The organism is Gallintestinimicrobium propionicum (assembly GCF_025567525.1).
GTDB lineage: Bacteria > Bacillota > Clostridia > Lachnospirales > Lachnospiraceae > Gallintestinimicrobium > Gallintestinimicrobium propionicum.
Window position 1 is genome coordinate 109,165 of sequence record NZ_JAOQJY010000003.1, and the last position, 19,749, is coordinate 128,913.

General features: G+C 50.7%; 17 protein-coding genes. 3 read left to right on the plus strand and 14 right to left on the minus strand.

All coding sequences use genetic code 11. From position 1 onward, the window contains the following. Positions 1-8 precede the first annotated feature (8 nt). The 13 genes from OCV62_RS03590 to OCV62_RS03650 all read right to left on the minus strand — a co-directional run bounded on the left by OCV62_RS03590 (position 9) and on the right by OCV62_RS03650 (position 14,452). Entirely contained in the window at positions 9-1,022 is a 1,014-nt protein-coding gene (locus OCV62_RS03590; protein ID WP_262585159.1) for a glycosyltransferase family 2 protein, read from the minus strand. Beyond that, on the minus strand, positions 1,012-2,205 hold the full coding sequence (locus OCV62_RS03595; protein ID WP_262585160.1) for a glycosyltransferase family 4 protein: 1,194 nt from the start codon (positions 2,203-2,205) through the stop codon (positions 1,012-1,014). The genes OCV62_RS03590 and OCV62_RS03595 overlap by 11 nt, the downstream gene beginning before the upstream one ends. A gap of 32 nt (positions 2,206-2,237) precedes the next feature. Beyond that, positions 2,238-3,599, minus strand: a complete 1,362-nt coding sequence (locus OCV62_RS03600) for a glycosyltransferase family 4 protein (RefSeq protein WP_262585161.1) — start codon at positions 3,597-3,599, stop codon at positions 2,238-2,240. Then, positions 3,596-4,465, minus strand: a complete 870-nt coding sequence (locus OCV62_RS03605; RefSeq protein ID WP_262585162.1) for a glycosyltransferase — start codon at positions 4,463-4,465, stop codon at positions 3,596-3,598. Before OCV62_RS03605 ends, OCV62_RS03600 begins: the two co-directional genes overlap by 4 nt. After that, positions 4,446-5,684, minus strand: coding sequence for an EpsG family protein (locus tag OCV62_RS03610; protein WP_262585163.1), 1,239 nt, complete (start codon positions 5,682-5,684; stop codon positions 4,446-4,448). The genes OCV62_RS03605 and OCV62_RS03610 overlap by 20 nt, the downstream gene beginning before the upstream one ends. Next, on the minus strand, positions 5,685-6,485 hold the full coding sequence (locus tag OCV62_RS03615; protein WP_021914836.1) for a glycosyltransferase: 801 nt from the start codon (positions 6,483-6,485) through the stop codon (positions 5,685-5,687). Positions 6,486-6,720: 235 nt separating this feature from the next. Next, positions 6,721-7,701, minus strand: a complete 981-nt coding sequence (locus OCV62_RS03620) for a hypothetical protein (RefSeq protein ID WP_262585164.1) — start codon at positions 7,699-7,701, stop codon at positions 6,721-6,723. After that, a complete protein-coding gene (locus tag OCV62_RS03625; protein ID WP_262585165.1) occupies positions 7,701-9,095 on the minus strand; it encodes an exopolysaccharide biosynthesis polyprenyl glycosylphosphotransferase in 1,395 nt (464 codons plus the stop codon). Before OCV62_RS03625 ends, OCV62_RS03620 begins: the two co-directional genes overlap by 1 nt. A gap of 14 nt (positions 9,096-9,109) precedes the next feature. Then, positions 9,110-9,871, minus strand: a complete 762-nt coding sequence (locus OCV62_RS03630; RefSeq protein WP_262585166.1) for a glycosyltransferase family 2 protein — start codon at positions 9,869-9,871, stop codon at positions 9,110-9,112. Further along, positions 9,871-10,797 carry a glycosyltransferase family 2 protein gene (locus OCV62_RS03635; RefSeq protein ID WP_021914832.1) on the minus strand — a complete coding sequence of 309 codons (927 nt, stop codon included), beginning with the start codon at positions 10,795-10,797 and terminating at the stop codon, positions 9,871-9,873. Before OCV62_RS03635 ends, OCV62_RS03630 begins: the two co-directional genes overlap by 1 nt. After that, on the minus strand, positions 10,766-11,179 hold the full coding sequence (locus OCV62_RS03640; RefSeq protein WP_021914831.1) for a sporulation initiation factor Spo0A C-terminal domain-containing protein: 414 nt from the start codon (positions 11,177-11,179) through the stop codon (positions 10,766-10,768). The genes OCV62_RS03635 and OCV62_RS03640 overlap by 32 nt, the downstream gene beginning before the upstream one ends. Before the next feature lie 146 nt (positions 11,180-11,325). Next, positions 11,326-12,393 carry a mannose-1-phosphate guanylyltransferase gene (locus OCV62_RS03645; protein WP_262585167.1) on the minus strand — a complete coding sequence of 356 codons (1,068 nt, stop codon included), beginning with the start codon at positions 12,391-12,393 and terminating at the stop codon, positions 11,326-11,328. 100 nt (positions 12,394-12,493) lie between these two features. Then, complete coding sequence (locus tag OCV62_RS03650) at positions 12,494-14,452, minus strand: LIC_10190 family membrane protein (RefSeq protein WP_262585169.1); 1,959 nt, start codon at positions 14,450-14,452, stop codon at positions 12,494-12,496. Positions 14,453-14,627: 175 nt separating this feature from the next. Here OCV62_RS03650 and OCV62_RS03655 point away from each other — a divergent pair, with 175 nt between their 5' ends. The 3 genes from OCV62_RS03655 (at position 14,628) to OCV62_RS03665 (ending at position 17,618) form a co-directional block, all read left to right on the plus strand. Further along, positions 14,628-16,466: a DUF6020 family protein gene (locus tag OCV62_RS03655; RefSeq protein WP_262585170.1), complete on the plus strand. Its 1,839-nt coding sequence runs from the start codon at positions 14,628-14,630 to the stop codon at positions 16,464-16,466. A gap of 98 nt (positions 16,467-16,564) precedes the next feature. Then, positions 16,565-17,026, plus strand: coding sequence for a divergent PAP2 family protein (locus OCV62_RS03660; protein ID WP_262585171.1), 462 nt, complete (start codon positions 16,565-16,567; stop codon positions 17,024-17,026). A 160-nt stretch (positions 17,027-17,186) separates the two neighbouring features. Continuing rightward, positions 17,187-17,618 (plus strand): hypothetical protein, encoded by a 432-nt coding sequence (locus OCV62_RS03665; RefSeq protein WP_262585172.1) that lies wholly within the window; start codon positions 17,187-17,189, stop codon positions 17,616-17,618. Positions 17,619-17,737: 119 nt separating this feature from the next. Here OCV62_RS03665 and OCV62_RS03670 read toward each other — a convergent pair whose 3' ends face one another. Beyond that, complete coding sequence (locus tag OCV62_RS03670) at positions 17,738-19,651, minus strand: glycosyltransferase family 39 protein (RefSeq protein WP_262585173.1); 1,914 nt, start codon at positions 19,649-19,651, stop codon at positions 17,738-17,740. Positions 19,652-19,749: the final 98 nt, after the last annotated feature.

A 19,749-nucleotide genomic window follows, 5' to 3' on the forward strand; every position in this document is an offset into this window, starting at 1 on the left:
GCGTTTTTTCACCCCACTCCCCGCAGCTTCATCGTCCAGCCGTGCACGCGGCGCACGGTTTTGGGCGCAATCGTCAGAAGCGTCAGATAGGTTCTGCTCTTTTTATCCAGCAGCGGATTTTTCCGCGTATCCGAAAAATGCCCGCACAGATACTGCTTTACCGATTTGTAAAACGCATCTGTATCCACCATCCGTCCCACCGGGATGTGCAGCAGATAATCCAGGCGCTGAACGAGTGCGAAGCGCACCGCATATTCCCGAAGCTCCGGGTAGCGCTCCCGGGTCAGCTGCTCCATATAATCCGCATTTTCTACGATATCCTCAAACACTCTCGAAAAATCGTTTTTATCTTTCCGGCGCGTATTGCTCCCGATCCGGTAAAAAACGTGATACAGCTGCTCCGGCAAGATCCGCACCCTTTCGCCCTCACATAAAAGCTCAACCAGCAAGCGGAAATCCTCATTTAACTTTCCCTCCGGGAAGCGGTGACCTTCAAACAGGCTCTTTTTAATCAGCTTCGTACAGAACGAGCAATCGCCCTGATGCAGCAGCAGCGTTTTCAGAAAATCCTCTGCCGTGCAGGTAACTTCCTGTTCCGGCGGCGTACAGACGTCCGGTCTTTTGTGGTAATCCTCGTCGATCTCATCCCGCGAAGCCTGCGCAATTGAAGTGCCTGCAGCGGTCGCAGCTTCATACAGCCTTTCATACATCTGCGGCTCGATCCAGTCGTCGCTGTCCACAAACCCGATCCATTTTCCCTTTGCCATGCTGATTCCAAGGTTTCGCGCACTAGAAGAACCGCCGTTCGGCTTATGGAAAACCCGGATTCTGTCATCTTTTTCAGCAAGCAGGTCGCACAGCTTTCCGGTTCCATCCGTCGAACCGTCATCCACCAGCAGGATCTCAAGATTTTTCCAGGTCTGGGCGCAGATGCTGTTGACGCATCGCTCCAGACAGTCCAGGATATTGTAAACTGGCACGATCACGCTGATCAGGCAGTTTTGTTCTGTTTTATTCTCCATCCAATGTTCCCTCATTATAGCTCCAGCGTGCGGAAAGCTTCGGCGCGGCAGAGAGCGGTCCATCCTCCCACTCCGGCAGCTTTCCGGCTTTCCAGCCTTCATAAAATTCCAGGCAGCGCTGCGCCGCACATTCTGCATTCCATTTTTCTGTAATCGTCCGGTATGCCTCTTTTCCAAGCGCTGTGATCTGCTCCGGCTGCGCGCACAGCTCCAATACCGTCCGCTCGAAGGCTTCATAAGAGCCGTCCGGGTAGCTTTTACCGTTTACGCCGTCCTCAATCAAAAACGGAACCGCGCCGATCTGACGGTTTGCCACCACACAACAGCCGCTGTTCATCGCCTCACTGACTACTGCACCCCAGCCTTCCAGATAGTTGCTTGTAAACACATGCAGCTGGCAGCGTTTCATCAGGCTTCGAACCTCCTGCGGCTTTAAAAATCCATGAAAAACGATTTTCTCTGCCACTCCGAGCGCTGCTGCTTCCTGCTTCAGCGCCTCTTCCATCGGACCGCCTCCCGCAAAGTGCAGCTCAAACGAATACCCCTGTTCCTTTAATTTTCCAGCCAACTTCACTGCAAACTCCGGGTGCTTTAACGAAATCATCCGTCCCGCCCAGACGATTTGCAGTTTATCCGTATTCTTTTTGGCAAACAATTCCTCCTGCGGACAGCGCAGCGTCTCCGGAAAATAGCCGAATTTCAGCTTTTTCCCGGGATAAGCCCCGATCAGTGAAAAATCCGACGCCACATACGCGCCGCAGCACAAAAGCCACACCGGCTGGTTTCGAAACCGGATATGTTCTTTATATTTTGCAAGCAGCCCCTTCGGAGAGATCGCTTTCCACTGTCCCTCGCGGTAAATCCGCTCGCTCACCCGAAACGTCAGCTTTCCCGAGGAAAGCCGCGGTAAAACCAGATCCAGCCGCTTCGTCCAGCCTGCAAACACCAGATCCGCTTCCTCGATCAGCTTCCGGCAGCGTTCTTCCTCCCGATCCGCCCAAACAACATATGGCAGAGTCGCTGCATCCAGTCCCCAGCCCATCGCAATCCGTTCTTCTTCCATCGGCTCGGTCTGGATGAAATGGTAATCGTCCCCCAGTTGTTCATACAGTGCGTTGGAAAACGGAATCTGATGATGATTGATATAATTGGAAATAAAAACAGCCTTCATGTTTTCCTCCATTCCCGCTTTCCTGCTCCGGTCAGCAGCTTCGTTCATTCGATGCTTTGATAAATTTCTATCAGTTTTTGATAATTGTTTTCACCGTTGTAAAGCTTCGCCGCAGTCTCCCGTTCCGAAGCCGACAACTCCTTTGCCAGCTGTTTATCTGTCAGAATCCGGCTGACGCACGCGGCAAGCTCGTGAACGTTTCCTTTTTCAAACAACAGACCACTTACGCCGTCTTTTACAACATCCGGGATTCCGCCGGTTCTGCTCGCCGCCACGGGCACGCCAAGAAGCTGCCCTTCTGCCACGGAATTCGGGGAATTTTCCACCGCAGACGGACACACAAATATCTGCGCGGACAAATATTCCCGCTTCATCTCCTCCGCAGAAAGATTTCCCAGCACACGCACTTTTCCTTCGAGACGATTCTTCAAAATCAGCCTGCGCAGATATTTTCCATATGCCGGAATCTTGATTCTGCTCTTTATTCCGTTTACGCCGAGCACGCTGATGCCCGCCACCTTGATATGCGCCTCGGGACAGTTTTGCAGGATTTCCTGCATCGCCTGCAATAGATAGTGAAAGCCCTTTAACGGGTAATCTCCCTGACTGATGAAGATTTCTCCGGGCACAGTTTTTTCGATCTCCCAGCATCCGCTGTAGAACTGCGGGCGCATTGTCTCGTTCATGGTATGATAAACAAGGGATGGATTTATCTCCAAACTGATCGTTTTATCGAATGTCGTCCGTCCCGTCACATGTCCGACTGACAACAGGAGTTTTTTCTCGTTTTCCGCGCGCTGATAAAACTTTTCCTGCTGCTGCCGGATGCTGTCCTTTTTTAAAATATCTCGCAGTGTCCTGCTGTTCTGTACGTTTTCCGGGAGATCTGCCATGTAGTTGTCCGCACAGGAAATACAAAGTCCCTGCAAGCCCACAAGCGTCCGCTCCGGTCTGTGAAATACTTTCGCACAGGCATAGCCATGCGGAAACTCCGTCCCGAAGATATGCACCAGATCCGGCTGAAAGTCCTCTAAAATCTGCAAAAAACGCGCTTCCATCGCGCTGTCATAGCGCTCCGGGTGCTCCAAATCCTCTGCAAAGCCATAGCAGGCGACTTCTTTTTTATAGCTGCCAAGCTGCAGACGCTGCGATAGCTCCTCCCTGCCCGGTGCAACCGGAAATGCGATGCCGAGCGTCAGTGTAGCCGCAGTTTCGGCTCCCTGCTGCCGTCCGCCGGGCGATGCAGCGCTGTCTGTCACGTCCGCTGCGCTCAGCTCTGTGCCGTTCTCCGTCTCCAGATACCGCCCCAGTATCCCGGACAGCCAGCCCTCCCGCACGCTATACTCCTGCGAAAGCGCCTGCGCGATTACCGGGAGCATGATATTGCATACCCATAACACTCTCATTTCCGATTCTCCCCCGGTTCGTCCTTATGGCCGCATCTTCCGTAAATTTTCGCCTTGATCCCGTTGTACCACTCGGAATATTTTTCGTCCTCTGCAAGCTTTGTCCGAAGCGGTGCCAGTGTCAAAAGCATCAGTAGCTTATAACGCAGCGCCTTGTCGCGTCCGAGATAGCGTTTCGTGATTTCGGCATGCTCTTTTTCGGAAATCCGACGGTTCTCCCTTGTCTCGGAAAAGCCCCCGCCCTCGTAATCCGCAACAATCATCTCCACATAAACTGCTTCCGCTTTCCGATCATAAATGCAGTACAGGAAATGCTCGTAATCCGCGCGGACACGGTATTTGACGTCATAACCACGCTCTGCAAACAGACGGACGTCGTAAAAGCAAACCTGATGACAGGGCACATTTCTGTAACAGGTAAAATCATTGACCTCCGGTGCAGAATAGATCACGCTGCCCCACGCCTCATGATATTGATTTCCATAAAAAATCCGCTCTTTTTCCTTATGTCCCAGGCCTTCCCCGTCGGCTCCCCTGCCGCGCTTGCGCTCCATCACAGCTGCAAGCCGTTCCAGCACCATATCGTCGTGTAAAAGATCTCCGCAATTTAAAAACTGGACAAACTGACCGGTCACATAGGACATCGCCTGATTCATCGCGTCATAAATCCCACTGTCCGGTCTTGTATAAACCCGGATTCTGCTGTCCGCCGGAAGTTGTTCCAGGGAGCCGTCCGTCGAACCGCCGTCCTTTACCACAATTTCATAATTTCCGTATTTCTGGTTCAATACGCTCTGCACCGTCTTCAACAGCTTTTCGCCGGGGTTTAAGCATACTACCACAATGCTAAAAGAAATCTGCGCCATTGATCCACTCCTTATCCGTAAAAATCCAGGTCTTATAGGGAAGCACGCGCATCCCGCTTCCGGATGCCGTTTTTAAAAACCACAAAAAATACCCCAGACATACGATCCCCACAAGTGCTGTTAAAATATTTTTCCGCTTCCGGTTCTCCACGCAGCCAAGCAGTCCCGGAATGAGCAGCAGCTGCGGCGTAATCATATAATAGGACATTCTCGATACCAGCGGCAAAAACGAACCGCAGGTATAAAACAGCAGTCCGAAAAAATTTAATTTCAGGCAGAAACGGTTCTGCTCCTTTTCCATTCCACACCTGCCAACCACTGCCGCCAGCATAAAAACGAGCACGCACCGGAGGATTCCGGACGCATTCGCTTTCAGACCGATATCCTGTGACAGATATACGGTGTCCCTGTATGTAGGATACCACGTCAGCGCCAGATTTAAAAGCGGACGCTGGAAAACAAAACCGATCCCTCCGATCACAGTCAGCGCCGGCGCAATCCATTTTTCCCACGGAAGCACAGCCAACAAATACAACGGAAACACCATCAGAACAGATTTATGAAACAGCGCCGCAATGCCAATCCAGATCACGAAACAGCCATACTGCCTGCGCAGTACAAACCGGATTCCATACAGTGCTGCGGCAAGTGCCAGATAATAACGCACCGTCGTAAATGTCCGAAAATATACGCCCAGCAGCATGAACATCGCGAAGCTCTGCCAGAAGCAGTCACTCTGTCCGTACAGCGCCTTTAAAAACAAAAAAGCTGTAACCGCGCCGAATACCGCGAATACCAGCAGATAATTTTCATACCCGGAAAGTGTATAAATCAACCATACCACGAAATTGAATCCGGCTTCCGTCACCACATACGCCTGATCGGTTCCCGCCCAGATTTCGTGGAAATTCTCGACATATTTGCCGTAATCGTTACCGACCTCCAGACGCAGCGCACTCACGAGCGCCAGAATCAGGAAAATAGCAGTTAGGCACACGATGTCGAAGGCGCGACGTCGGGAAACGCCCGCCGGAAACGAGCCGCCGCCGGATGATGGGATGCCGCAGGCACACCTGCCATTCCCGGATGCCGCACTCTCGGCGGCTTGTCCAGCGCACCGCACTACACCGCCTGCCTCTTGCCCCGTGCGCGTCCAGACCGCGTCCATCAGCCCCGCGAGCGCAATCGTAACCGCTGTAATCAGAAAATAAAATACCATTTACAGTCCTCCCTTTGCGTCGCGGATTCCGGACAGAAGCGCTTTTTTCGCCTCATCAAAGGTCAGCCCCTCCGGGCAGCTCTCAGAATTCATATTGGATTTATTTTTCAGCAGGAACCGAAATCCCATCACCGCCGCCAGCTTTCCGTACAGCACATGATACAAAACGCCCCTGTCGTGAAAAAATTTGCGGTCAAAGCCGAAAAACCATGTTGACGGTCTGGGCTGTTCTTCTCCGATTTCGACCGGAATACTGTAGACTTTCAGCCCGGCTTTCAGGCAGTCGTGGATAAACAAGCTGTCCTCTCCGTTTGCATATTTCGCGCCGCCTCCGAACAACAACGAATAGGTCAGATTCTTTTCGTGCATCTTCGCCGTGCGCAGCGCAAAGCTGTATGCCGGATAACGACCGCAGTTATACCACCTCACCCGCTTATAAAACGAATTCCAGTAGGTAAAGCGGCTCTCCTGCACGCGCACATTGAATAACAGCATGTCCGCCTCCGGATGCTGCTCAAACCCTTCGATAATCCGCTCAACTGCACCGTCGTCATAAACGATATCTTCATCAGAAAAGAGGCACAGGTCGGCGTCCGCACGCAGAAGCGCGTTGTTGCGCGACAGCCCGACCCCCCGCTCCGCCAGATGATAGCAGCGGATCCGATGACCGTCCTGCGTCCATTCCTCGTAACGGTTTTCGTTACACTGATTGATGAGAATTGCATCCGCCTGCAGATTCATTTTCTCTGCCAGCGACTTGACCTCCTGATTCAGGGAGGAAACCAGAATCTGCAGTTTCATGAGCCATCTCCTTTGTTTCTTGTAATCGTGCGCCAGTTCACCCGCGCCATTCGCAATACAATAGAATGCACGCTCCGCGGACATTCTATTGTCATGAATCGCATCTTCGATGCTTTCCGCTGTTTCGCAGCTCCTTTTTGCTCATAAAATGGGCGCTCCCTTCGTAGCAGTCTGTAGGCAAATTCTCATGCGAGCATGGAATCTGCCTACAGGCTGCCACGAGTGAACTGGCAGCCTACATTCTGTAGTAAGCGTGCAAAAACCGTGCATCCGCGTCCGTGAGGATCACGCCCACAACCGAGATCTCCCGCTGAGCAAGCAGATCGAGGGCAAGTCCGAGTTTTTTAATACAGGGTGTGTTCCAGCGAACCAAAAGAATAAGCGGAATTTTTCCTTCTTCTCCAAGCCCCATCGTCCCGGAAAGCACCGTGTCCAGCGAAATTTCCTGAAAAGCGGTCTGAGACGCTTTGGCTCTCAGCTGCGCATCCAGAAGCGCGCCGAACTGTTCATCGGGCTTTGCTGTTCGGTAGCCAAGAACCGGGATTGCGCAGCGTTTTTCCACGTCTGAGCTGAGTAAAACAGAATCGTCCAGAACATACCAGACTGCCACGCCCAGGATTCCGGCAAGCAGTCCGAGCACCAGACCGAGTGCCGCCGCATTTTTCACTTTATTTTCCGGAAGCACCGCCTGTGCAGAAACGGTTTTCCATACTTCAATTGCCGTCAGACCGCGTCCCTGCATCGTCTGTCCAAATGCCGTCATTGCGCGGTTATAGGCCGCCGCAATCCGGTCGGAAAGCACTGCGTCCCCTGTCGTAAAGTATGCCGTCAGAAATTCCGGGTCAGACGCAATTTCCGTGCTGATCGAAGCCTCTATCACGGACCGTTCCACATCCGGCAGCTGCAAAAGCACCGTATCCATCACGCGGTCGGAGCGCATCATATCCCCCCAGGTATAGGCGTTATATTCGTTGATAAATTCTTTTAAAACCTCGTCGTCCTCGTCGATGTCATAGACGATCGAATATAAAACCTCCGACCGATACTGCTTCGGCCCCATCGTCAGCTGCCGCACACCAAGATAAATCCCCGCAGCAAAAACAGCGCCAGCCAAAGCTGCCGCCAGACAGATCCATATTTTATGAATACAACAGAGGGCAAAGCGTTTTTCGTCCATGCCCTCTTTCCAAAATGCTTCATCTCTTTTCAGAGGCATTATTTTTCTTCCTCCTGCACCTGTTTTTTCATGGCGGTTACCTGCTTCTCGTCCACGCCCTCCGTGCTGTCGGGCGTAAACAGGATTTTCAATGTCAGAAGCATCAGCTTCAAATCCAGCCATACGGAATAATTCTCAATATAAAACAGATCCAGCTTCAGCTTGTCATAGGGCGTTGTATTGTACTTTCCGTATACCTGCGCATATCCCGCAAGCCCGGCCTTCACTCTGGTACGGTATGCGAACTCCGGCATTTCTTCCATATATTCGCGGATGATCTGCGGCCGCTCCGGTCTGGGACCGATAAAGGACATCTCGCCCTTTAAAATGTTGAACAGCTGCGGCAGCTCGTCGATACGAACCGCACGGATAAATTTGCCGACCGGCGTAATCCGGGAATCGTTTTTGGCGGCAAGCCGCGCCACACCGTCCTTTTCTGCATCCACGCGCATACTGCGGAATTTCAGGATATAAAATTCTTTCGCATCCTTCGTGCAGCGGACCTGCTTGTACAGCACAGGACCTTTATCATACAGCTTGATCACCACCGCCGTAATCAGCATGATCGGCGATGTCACAACAATCAGGATCAGCGAACATACTGTATCGATAAACCGTTTTGCAATTCTCTGTTCTACATTCAGCGCATATTCCCTTGTCAGCAGAATCGGCGTATCAAACAGGTGCAGCTGCTCACTTCCCTTTACCAGCACATCCGGAATCTTCGGCATCATATAAACGCGGATTGAATGGCTGTAGCAATATTTGAGCAGCACGTTTCTGTCCATCGTATGAATATCCCAGAGAACGACCGCATCATATTTTCCGACCTCGCGGATCACCGCATCGTATCCCTCTTTGATGTTCATGCACTTTGCAACATGATATTTATCCTTCCGTCCTGCAAATTTCCCAAGGATATCCTCTACCGGGCGCTCACCGTGCACCAAAAGCAGCTCCCGCGGAGGAAACGCGCGACGGTAAATCAGATTACACAGCCAGCCCCACAGCCCTGCAAACACCAGCTGATACAGCATCATCGACACCATATGCCCCCCGCCGATGATAAACCAGCCATACATCAGGGACAGCTGCGCATAGCTGATTACATTGACGCACAGAAGAGAAAACAGCTGAGACAGGAAAATATCCAGCGGTTTCAGATAGCCGATTTTGAGTGCTCCATAAGTATTGGAAAAGAAAAAGAGCAACATGAAATACAGAGCAACAATCAGCAAATGACCGTTTACATTAAAACGGTTATGTGTTTTCCATGCAATATGATGATAATAATAGGCGAACCAGTCGTGCGCATAAAAAGCAGTCAGCACGCACAGTCCAATCAGCCCAAGCGCCAGAATAATCAGCCGCTTGACAGAATCGTTTTTCTTCATCTTCCGTTCTCCCGCTATATTCTTCTCCACACAGCGCGCACCGCCCACATACAAAAACATGCTGCGCTTGCGATCACCGACATTTTTTCCTGTTTCCGGTAAAGTCCCCAGATTCTTGTAATCGCCCGGAACTTGTTCGAGGAAAGGGATTTTTCCGGTCTTCTGTAGATCACCAGATTTTCCTTTAACCCGTAAGCGACGTGTCCGTTTCTTAAAATCTGCCACCACATCGCCGTGTCCTCGCTCGGCACGTCCGGCATCTGCAAAAGCGCCTTGTCAATTTTTTCCCGGTCAAACAGCACCGTGCTTGTAAAAATGACCGTCCGGCTGAGCGCTTTCTGATAAGTCAGCTGATCGGGAACCCGCACGATTTTGCCGGTTCCGACCGCATGCTCGTCTCCAAATTCATACGAGCAAAATACAAAGGCTGCGTCTTTTTCCCGCAAAAAAGCCATTTCTCGTTCCAGCTTGTCCACCCGCCAGATATCGTCCGCATCCATAAATGCGAGATAACGTCCATTTGCATGTGCTGTCCCGAAATTTCTTGCATTTGCCGCGCCCTTTATCCCGTCCATCTGGGAAAGAAGCCGAATTCGCGCGTCTTTTCTGCAGATTTCTGACACAAGACCTGCGCTCCCGTCCGTAGAATGATCGTCTACCACCAGCAGCTCCCAGTCCGTCCATGTCTGGCGGCGAACCGATTCCAGCGCTTCCTCCAGATACGCCTGGGCGTTAAAAACCGGCATCACAATGCTGATCAGGTTCTCATAATTCATTACAGTTCTTCCTTTACCAGATAAATCGGACGCTTTTTCACTTCCAGATAGGTCTTGGACAGATACTGTCCCACGATTCCCAGGCAGAAAAGCTGCACGCCGGAAACCAACAGAATAATACATACCATCGACGGCCAGCCGGGCGTCGGATCATGGTAAATCAGGTTTTTGATAATCAGGGCAATGATCGCCACAAATGCTATAATGCAGAACACAACGCCCATGATAGACGAAATTGCCAGCGGCACTGTTGAAAATGCGGTAATTCCATCCAGCGAATACAAAAACAGCTTCCAGAAGCTCCATTTTGTCTCGCCGTGGGTGCGTTCCACGTTTTCATACTCCAGCCACTTCGTCTCATAGCCGACCCAGCCGAAAATTCCTTTCGTAAAACGGTTATATTCGCACATCGAAAGAATCGAATCCACAACCTGTCTCGTCATCAGGCGATAGTCGCGTGCGCCGTCCACGATCTCCGTTTTGGAAATTTTATTCATGATGCGGTAAAACATCCTTGCAAAAAACGACCGGATCGGAGGTTCGCCTTTTCGGGTCACACGTCTTGTCGCCACACTGTCGTAGCCCTGCTTAATATAGGAAAACATCTCCGGTAAAAGGGACGGAGGATCCTGCAGATCAGCGTCCATCATCACGACATAGTCCCCCTTTGCTTTCTGGAAGCCCGCATAAATTCCTGCTTCCTTGCCAAAGTTGCGGGAAAAGGACACCAAATGCACCCGTTCATCCTTTTCGTGAAGCTTCCGAACCTCCGCTGCGGTATTGTCCTTGGAACCATCATCAATATAAATAATTTCCAGCTCCAGTTTTTCCTGCTCCAAAAAAGCGGAATTTTTCATCATTTCCTCATAAAAAATCGGAACGTTTTCCTCTTCATTATAGCAAGGTACGATTACGCTCAGTAACATGTTTCTCTCCTGTAGTTGCGTCCATTCTTATCTTGTCCGCAATTCTCGCTATGTATTCGCTGTTTGTCGGCCTCGGCGCGCCCGTCTCCCGGCTGAACCCGAACAAATCCTCAAACACCTCCGGATTGCCCCGTTCCCAGGACACCTCCACCGCGTTTCGGATCGCGCGTTCCACCCGCTGAAGCGTTGTTTTGTAACGCCTTGCGATCACCGGATATAACAGCTTCGTCACGCTGCCAACCAGTTCCATATCCGAGACAGCCAGCAAAACCGCCTCCCTCAGATAATAATATCCCCTCAAATGCGCCGGAATCCCAAGTTCCAGCATAAACGCCGATATCTCCCGCTCCGTTTCGAGTGTTTCTTTCCATTCTGCAGCCATTTCTGATTCCTCCTCTGAGTCTTTTTTCCGCACCAACAGTGTGACCGCACTGTGAACATTCTGCCGCTGCTTTCTACTTTATTCTAACACTCAGATTTTGGAAACCAAACGGAAAACGGTCGTGATATTTCGCGTTTTTTCGCCGTTTAAAGCCGTTCCGTCCTGCCTTCTTTTTCCAGCGTCTCAACGACTTCCTTGACGCGCTGTGCCTGATCGACAGGGCAGACCAGAATCGAATCCCTGCCCTCTACGATGACCAGGTTTTCAACGCCGACTGCGGCGATCAGTTTTTTACCACCGTATACAACGCAGTTTTTCGCATCCAGAAGCAGCGTATCGCCGGAGCTGATGTTACCGGCAGCATCCCGGGTGCGCACTGCATCCAGCGTATCCCAGCTGCCAACGTCATTCCAGCCGAAATCTCCTTCCAGCATCAGAACACCCTTTGCGCGCTCCATAATGCCGTAATCCACGGAAATCTTCGGGATGGTCGGATAAACCTCATGCAGAACCTCCTGCTCTTTTTCTGTGCCGAGCGCTGCCCCGATCTGTTTCAGACAGGCGTACACATCCGGCAGAAGTTCTTCGAAATAGTGAAGAATCGTGGAGGCTTTCCAGACAAACATGCCGCTGTTCCACGCGTAACTGCCGGATGCCAGATAGCTTTTCGCCGTTTCCAAATCCGGTTTTTCCACAAATTCTTCTACCTTGCGCCATACTTTTCCAGTCTCTTCCACGCTGCGGATATAACCATAGCCGGTCGAGGGAAACGTCGGATGAATCCCGATCGTCACAAGTGCGTCCGTCTCTTCCACTGCACGAACTGCTTCCTTCATCACGCGGATGTATTCCGCCTCATCGCGAATATAAGCGTCCGCCGCAAAAATGCACATCACGCCGTCACCGTATTTATGCAGAATTTCCATCGCCGCATAACCGATACACGCTGCTGTATTGCGCGCCGCAGGCTCTGCCAGAATATGATCTGCCGCAATTCTGCCTGCTGTGCGCTCCTTCATCATCTTTGCCTGTGTCTCATTGGTCACAATAAAAATGTCCTTCTGATCCATCAGGTCATGCTGTCTGTCGATCGTCTCGTTAACCAGAATATCTTTGCCGGACAGGTTTAAAAACTGTTTCGGCTCTGCCTTTGTACTCAGCGGCCAGAAACGGGTTCCGCCCCCGCCTGCCATAATTACGCCATAGGTTTTCATGTTGTATTTCCTTTCTGAAATGCTGCGCTTCCGTCAGCCCATTCCATGCATTTTTACAAATCCTTTTCGGCTTTTTCCGGATCGCTTCTATTTTGCCGGATCATTTCGGCTTTTTCCGGAAACCGTCCCGAATCGAGTTGCCCCGCAGCTCGATATCCTGTACGATTGGAGATGACGGGAATTTGTTATACCCGATCTGCCCTCTGTCCGTCGGCACATAGATCGTCACACCATCCACTTCGTACATCTCTGCAGATCCATCTACATAATCCTGCTGCCACAGATAATACGGCTCATATGCCAGCTCCCGAACCATCTGTATCAGATTATACCCCTTATAGGTAAAAAATGCTACCAGCAATCCCACAAATGCCCAATATCCGGCATTTTTCAACCATTTACGCCCATTGTGTCCCTGTTCTGAACCAGCCAGCTTTTCCGCCGCCATACAATACAGGCTTCCAAACACCGTCAGCGGCAAAAACAACACATAAAAATATCCGTACCGCACCAGCGGCGCCCCGAGCTGCCAGAAGAAAAAACCGACCACTGCACACAGCTGAAGCAGGGAAAAACACAAGGGCGTAAGATGTGCGACTCGGCGGGCGGGCAAGGGTGCGCCGATTTCTCGTTCAGACACAGCACTACCCGCACGGAACGCAACCGCCGCCCGGTCTGCTCTGAACGCGCGCGTACCATTCTCCGCGGACGCAGCGCTGCCCGCATGGGACGCAACCGCCGCCCGGCCTGCTCTGACTGCGCACACAACTCCGAGCACCGCCAGCACTGCACTCACCGGGATCGCTGCCCAGCCTGCCAGCACCAGAAGCTTATCGAATCCAGCCTGCGCTGCAAACCAGTTCGGCAGCCACTGCTTCAACGGCTGATCCAGCTGATAAACATTGTAAATCTCCCGCGCATACGCCTGGATTTCCTTTGCGTCGCTGTCCGCATAGCCTTTGGAAATTTTCCAGTCTACCGGAAACCAGTCCAAGAACGTAAACGGATAAAACAGCCAGCCGGAAATCAGCACATTCCGCGCCAGATACGGAAATGCAATCAGAAGTCCCAGCGCAATATAGCCTGCAATCTGCAGCCATTTTTTCTGCCTAAGCAGCAACACCGCCGGATACAGAACCAGAAGCAAAATTACCGCTGTGGACAGCTTCACCGTCGCCGCATACACCAGATACAGACTCAGCAGCGCGTAAGGCACAGTTTGCTTTTCCCCGATGGGACAGTCCCTTTCCTGCTCCCACAGTTCCACCCAGGTCATTATTACCCAGAATAAAACCAACATTGCAAAATAATCGGACGCCGGGGAAACCATCTCCCGGAACACTGCTATCAGATAAAAGAGACCGCCGATAGATAAAAAATCCGATATTCGCACTTTTTTTCGTTTCCAAAATGCCATAAGCCCTGCCGCGCATTTACACGCGCACAGCAGCGCAAAAAATCCAGCCACGCAGTGCATCGGCCGTCCGATCAGCCACGTCTCGCTAAAGAAGGCGCTGAGTGCAAAGGAAGCGCTGTTGTAACCGAACCGGCTGTGCAGATTCGCAAGACCCGGCACAACGCCGTACTCTTCGATCCATCGAATTGCCTGTGCATGATACAGTCCCGTATCGTAGTGCATATATCCCCTCGACGAGCCGTATGCAAATAAAAGCGTCAGACCGGCATACAGCAGCCAGACGGCTTTGTTTTTTTTGCACCAAAGGCTTTTTGAGTTTTCAAGCTCTTCGTCGCTTCTTTCCGTTTTTTTCTGGCATGCCTGTGTTTTCAAAATTTTGAAAAAATCCGCCAAATCCCGACGCAGCAGCATTCCGCCGATGACCGCAGCAAAAACGGCAATCAGGCTTGCCCAGAAGCCAACGCCGGCAAACAGGCTGAAATACTCTGCATACACATTCAATACGAGCAGACCCGCCATCATATAGGTTACTGCGCTATGAATCTGACAACCGCCCTTTTTTCGAAACGGTGCAAGACACGCAAAGCCCATCAGAAACGACAACGTCGCCATATACGCCCATTCCATTAAAATCATTATCATAATTTTGATACCCCTGTCTGATGCATTAAATGTACCATTGCCCCCATTTCATGTCAAGGAAATGGAGGTGCTCCATTTTCCGGGTAATTTTCTTGCTTTTTTCCCTCACTGACACTAAACTGAATCCATATACAGATCAAAATCATTCATTGCTTTCCAGGAGGACTCCCATCTTATGACAAATATAATTTCATTCCAGAAGCCCGGTATCACTCGGATTACTGCAGCGTTTTTTGCAGCCTTTGCACTATGCGATATCGGTTCCATCCATCCGGCAGATATTTTTTCTGTCCTGATCTTTGCAGGCATGCTCCTCCTTTTTTCTCCAACGCTGACGCAAAGACTGACGAATATCGGAGCAGCTTCTTCTGTGCTTCCGCGCCATTTTTATCCAATATGCAGACTTCTCGCAGTTCTCTACACCTTATTTTATGCAGCAGCAAAGCATGCTGAACTGTCCGGCAGCTTTGACAGCCGCATATTCAGACTTGCATTCCTGGCGGCTGCGGTTATCGGTCTGTATTTTATATTCTTCCGATTCTGTGAACTGTCCATGCTGTTTCTTGCATCCAGACAGCAGCGGCGTTTTGCCCAAAACACTTTGCAGCAGCCTGACGGTGCATGTCCTGTACCCCCAGCCATATCTGCAGTGCATGCCCTGTCCCGCAAACAGAAGCTGCTCTGTTACTTCGGTCTGCTCTTCTGCTGGCTGTTCTGGTTTCTGTACCAGTTTCCCGGTGTTCTGACCCCGGACAGCATCAGCCAGTTTTCCCAGGCTACCGGCCTGATCCCGTTCAGTAACCACCACCCGATCCTGCACACGCTTTTGTTCTCCCTGTTTTACCATATCGGATTTTTTCTGACCGGAAGCATAAACACCGGAATCGCCTGTTATGCATTGTTCCAGATGTGCACTATGGCCGCTATTGAAACCTATACGCTATCCCTCCTCGCAAGATCAGGCGCTTCACGCCTCTGGCTGATTCTGTCTTTTTGTTTCTGGGGGCTCGTTCCATTTCACGCAATTTTTGCCGTAACCGTCTGGAAAGATATTCTTTTTTCCGGATTTATGCTGTTATATCTTTGCTTTTTATATGAACTGCTCTGCAACCCGGATAACCGTCCGGGCATTTGGGCAGGGCTTTCCCTTTCCGGCTTTTTCGTCTGCACCCTGCGTTCAAACGGGCTTTATATCTTCCTGTTCACCCTCCCGTTTGTTCTGTTCGCATTTCGCCGGGCATGGAAAAAAATGTTTGCCGTGCAGGTCGGCATACTCCTTTTATCCCTGGTCATCACCGGCCCTGTATACACTGCCTGCCATGTTGAGCGCGCTTCCTTTACAGAATCCCTCTCCATTCCTCTGCAGCAGATTGCCTGTGTCGTTTCTAACGGTCGACAGCTGAGCGCAGAGCAGGAAATGCTCATCGATGATGTAGTCGATACTTCCCTGATTCCGGAGTATTACAATCCGGTGATCTCCGATCCCATCAAGGCACTCGTCTCCTACAACCATGCCGATGCGATCATCCGGAATCCTTCAAAATATTTCACCCTCTGGATTCAGCTCGGTATTTCTTACCCGGGCGACTATCTCCAGGCCTTTATCGATCAGACAAAAGGATACTGGTTCCCCGCCCCGGCTGCTTTACGCACGAATGAAGGGATTTCTCCGAACGAAATCGGACTTTCCTGGCCGCATCTTCTGCGGGGTCAGTTTCCGGTCAAAATCGGTGAAATTCTTTTAAAGCTTCCTGATATGCTTCCGGTTTACGGTATTTTATGGAGCATCGGCGCGTACTTCTGGGCTGTCCTGTATTTTGCCGCATATCAGTTTTTATACGGACAGCGGCGGTTTCTCGTGCTCTTTGTACCGTTTATCGGAACTGTACTTACCCTGCTTCTGGCAACTCCTGTCGCCTCCGATCTGCGCTACGCTTATCCGCTCATCCTTGCCGCGCCGTTTTTCATTGCGCTGCCGTATTGCCATCTTCAAACCTCCCGTCTGCAAAAATGAGATGGGAAACGTTGTAAAACTGACAAAAAAAGTGTAAAATAAAAAATCAGGGGATGGCATTTTGCCTAATTTAGTTTCCAAAGAGAAAGAGGTATTTTATGGACTTTTTTAACGCACTGATTCACAACACGGTTTTTATGTCCGCAGTTACGGGGTGGTTCGCTGCACAGGTCATCAAAACAGTGATTTATACCTGTATCACCAAAAGCTTTGATCCGGAACGTTTAGTCGGAAGCGGCGGCATGCCCAGCTCCCATTCCGCCACTGTCTGCGCACTCGCAACCGCATCCGGAATGCAATACGGCGGCGGCAGCTTTGAATTCGCCATTGCCGCTATTGTAGCGATTATCGTTATGTATGATGCCAGAGGGGTGCGCCGGGAAACCGGTCTCCAGGCACAGGTCATCAATGAAATGATGGAATTCTGGGAAAAGATGGGGCAGCCGATCTCCTACGAAGAAAAGCTCAAGGAATTCGTCGGCCATACCCCTTTACAGGTGTTTGTCGGCGCGCTGCTCGGCATCCTGATCGCCGTATTGTACGGCCTGTTCCTCGGTTAAATCTTTATCTGCTTGCGCCTTCCTGCAGACAACTTTCGTGTCTGTAGGAAGGCGCATCTGCGTTATAACGTTTTTTCCCGTAAAAATCTGCCCTCCTGACACAGAATTTTCACAGTTATTCTGTATAGTGATAACTAAGAAATTTGATGGAGGACATAAAATGAGCCAACAAAAAGTAGACCGTTATAAACAGGAAAAAGCGCATCGCAAAGAACGTCTGGAGAAGGAAAAGAAACGAAAAAAGCTCCTTCGCATCTGCAGTTATTTCGTACTTGCAGTAATCGTACTTGCGATTGCTTTTGCAATTTACCGCCACTATACTCCCAAGACAGAGACGCCGGCAGAAACAGAAACCACTGTCGAAAGCGTAATCGAAACAACTACAGCTGAAGAAAGCACTGTAGAAGAAGGCACTATAGAAGAAGGCACTGTAGAAGAAAGTACCGCAGCCAAAACAGAGGACACAGATACGGAAAGCACCTCTGAAGAAACCGCTGATATAGAAAGCGCTGCAGAAGAAACAGATGCGGCTGGCACGGAAAGCACTGCAGCTGATGGGGAAGCAGCCCAGGCGGAAAGCGTTGCTGAGTAAAACGATTATCATGAAAAAACTCCCATTTCCGGTGACAAATGGAGAATGATTCCTTCTTCATTTGCCACCGGAACGGGAGTCTTTTTATTCCTGATAATAGCATGCTCACAGAGCACGCATTACTTTCTTGCTATCAAATACAGGTCACAATACAGCAGCTCTCTGATCTTTTCCATCTTCACATCACCGCCCATTCCATCTGCAATAGCCTGCAGCGCCTCCTCAGTCTGCTCCATTCTGGAAACATATACAAGCACCTGATCCGCCTGCCGGATTGTATCATCCTCCACAGTCGAAACATCTGCAAGGCTCGCAAAATAAATTTCATCATACTGCATCAGCTCCAGTGAATCGTCCCAGATCATCCAGGTCAGGTTGGGATTATAAAAATAAACGACCGGTTTCTCTTTATGCTCCTGCGCAAACGCGATGCTTTCTGTGTCTTCTTCATAAAGAAACAGCACCTTTCCATCCGCCAGCCCTCGAATCTGTCCTGTTGCCAGCACCAGAAATACCGCCAGAAGCACATAGCCGGCTGCTTTATCGTGCACGGACCGTTTTTCCGGAGCAGATGTATCTCTGGTATCGCTGATTTTCCCCGCAGCGCTTTTTACAGCAGTCCCTTTTCTCATAGTCAACACGAAAAGCTTCTGTCCGAGCAGTACAAATATAACCATCATCAGCAGCAAAATCAGCCCGTAGATCGGAATCTGATATCGGTTCGCTTCCTCCGCCGTCAGGAGTGCTGTTTTTGTCACGACAAGGAAATAACCGAGTACTGCTGCCGCCGGAATCCAGAAAACACGCCGTGCTTCCCAGAATGATTCGCGGAAAGCGTCAGCCTGCCGGTTCGAATTTTCCTGCGCGGCTGCGTGCTCTGCTGTCTGCTGCCCAGATTTCTGCACAGTCGCAGCGACAGCTTTCCGTCCGGCTTTCATCCGTCCAATTCCCCAGACTGTCAGCGCCATCAGGACAAGCAGCAGAACAAATCCGTACAGCATCGACCCGAAGGCATATTCATTGAGCAGTCCTGCAAAGAACCGGAATCTTCCAAGCGTATTGCCAAGGTCGAAGAACGCACCCATCGCTTCCGTCCCCCGGTATCCCCGAAAAATATGGCTCAGACACGCCGGATAGCTGACTACGGCAAGTAGCATCGCTCCGATCACAGCAGTCGCATAAATGAGACAGTCTTTCCATTTCTGCCCCCAGCTTTTCTGCTCTGCACGTTCCAACAGCAGATACAGCTCCATTGCCACTGCCAGGAAAAACAGATAAACAGCAAAATAGTAATGCGTCAGAAAACCGAGATAAACAACCGCCATCAGCGGCAGATAAAAGGAAAACCCGCGTTTTCTCTCCTGCAGGCTTTTTACATGCAGCCAGGTCACGAGCAAAATCCACAGAGCCAGAAGCATATACATTCGAACCAGCATAACGCCGGAATAAACCGCCGGGTTAAAACCATACAGGAGGCACACTCCGAAAATCATCACTCGCATGATACGCTCCGGAACGTCCGCCGCCGTTACACAGGTCTGCGCTTTCCCACCAGGCGCAGCCGCGCTCCTCAGCGCACCCGTCACAATCCGCCGCGTCAGCTTCGCCAGCACACTCCAGCTCAGAACGAAAAGCACTATATTCAGTCCAATTCCTGACCATTTGCTGAACCTTCCGGGAAACAGCGAGCATACCGTATGCAGCAGCAGATAGTAAAACGGCGGATGCACGTCATAGGTCTGCATGCGCGTAACCGTCCCATACTGAAACCGCTGCCCCGGCAGAACCCGGAATTCGTCCGCAATCTCGCTGCCCGGCTTCCACTCCCGGTCGGTCGGCACCAGACCGATCGACACGTTGGAGGAATAATAGGAATAATATTCATCATAATGGAACCCTGCTTTTTTACTTCCAAAATAAAAAATCGCAATCAGCTGCACCAAAAGCAGCATACCAAGGATCAGATACCAGTTTCGTTTCTTCACATTCCCTCCTGCCCGCAGACGCAGATTTACGTTCTGCAGTTCTATCATACGTTGTTTTTTGATAAACATTTCTTTTTATAATAGTACCATGTTCTATTTTAATTTATTTTTCTGCATAACTCAAGGAAGCATTCGCACAGTTTCGT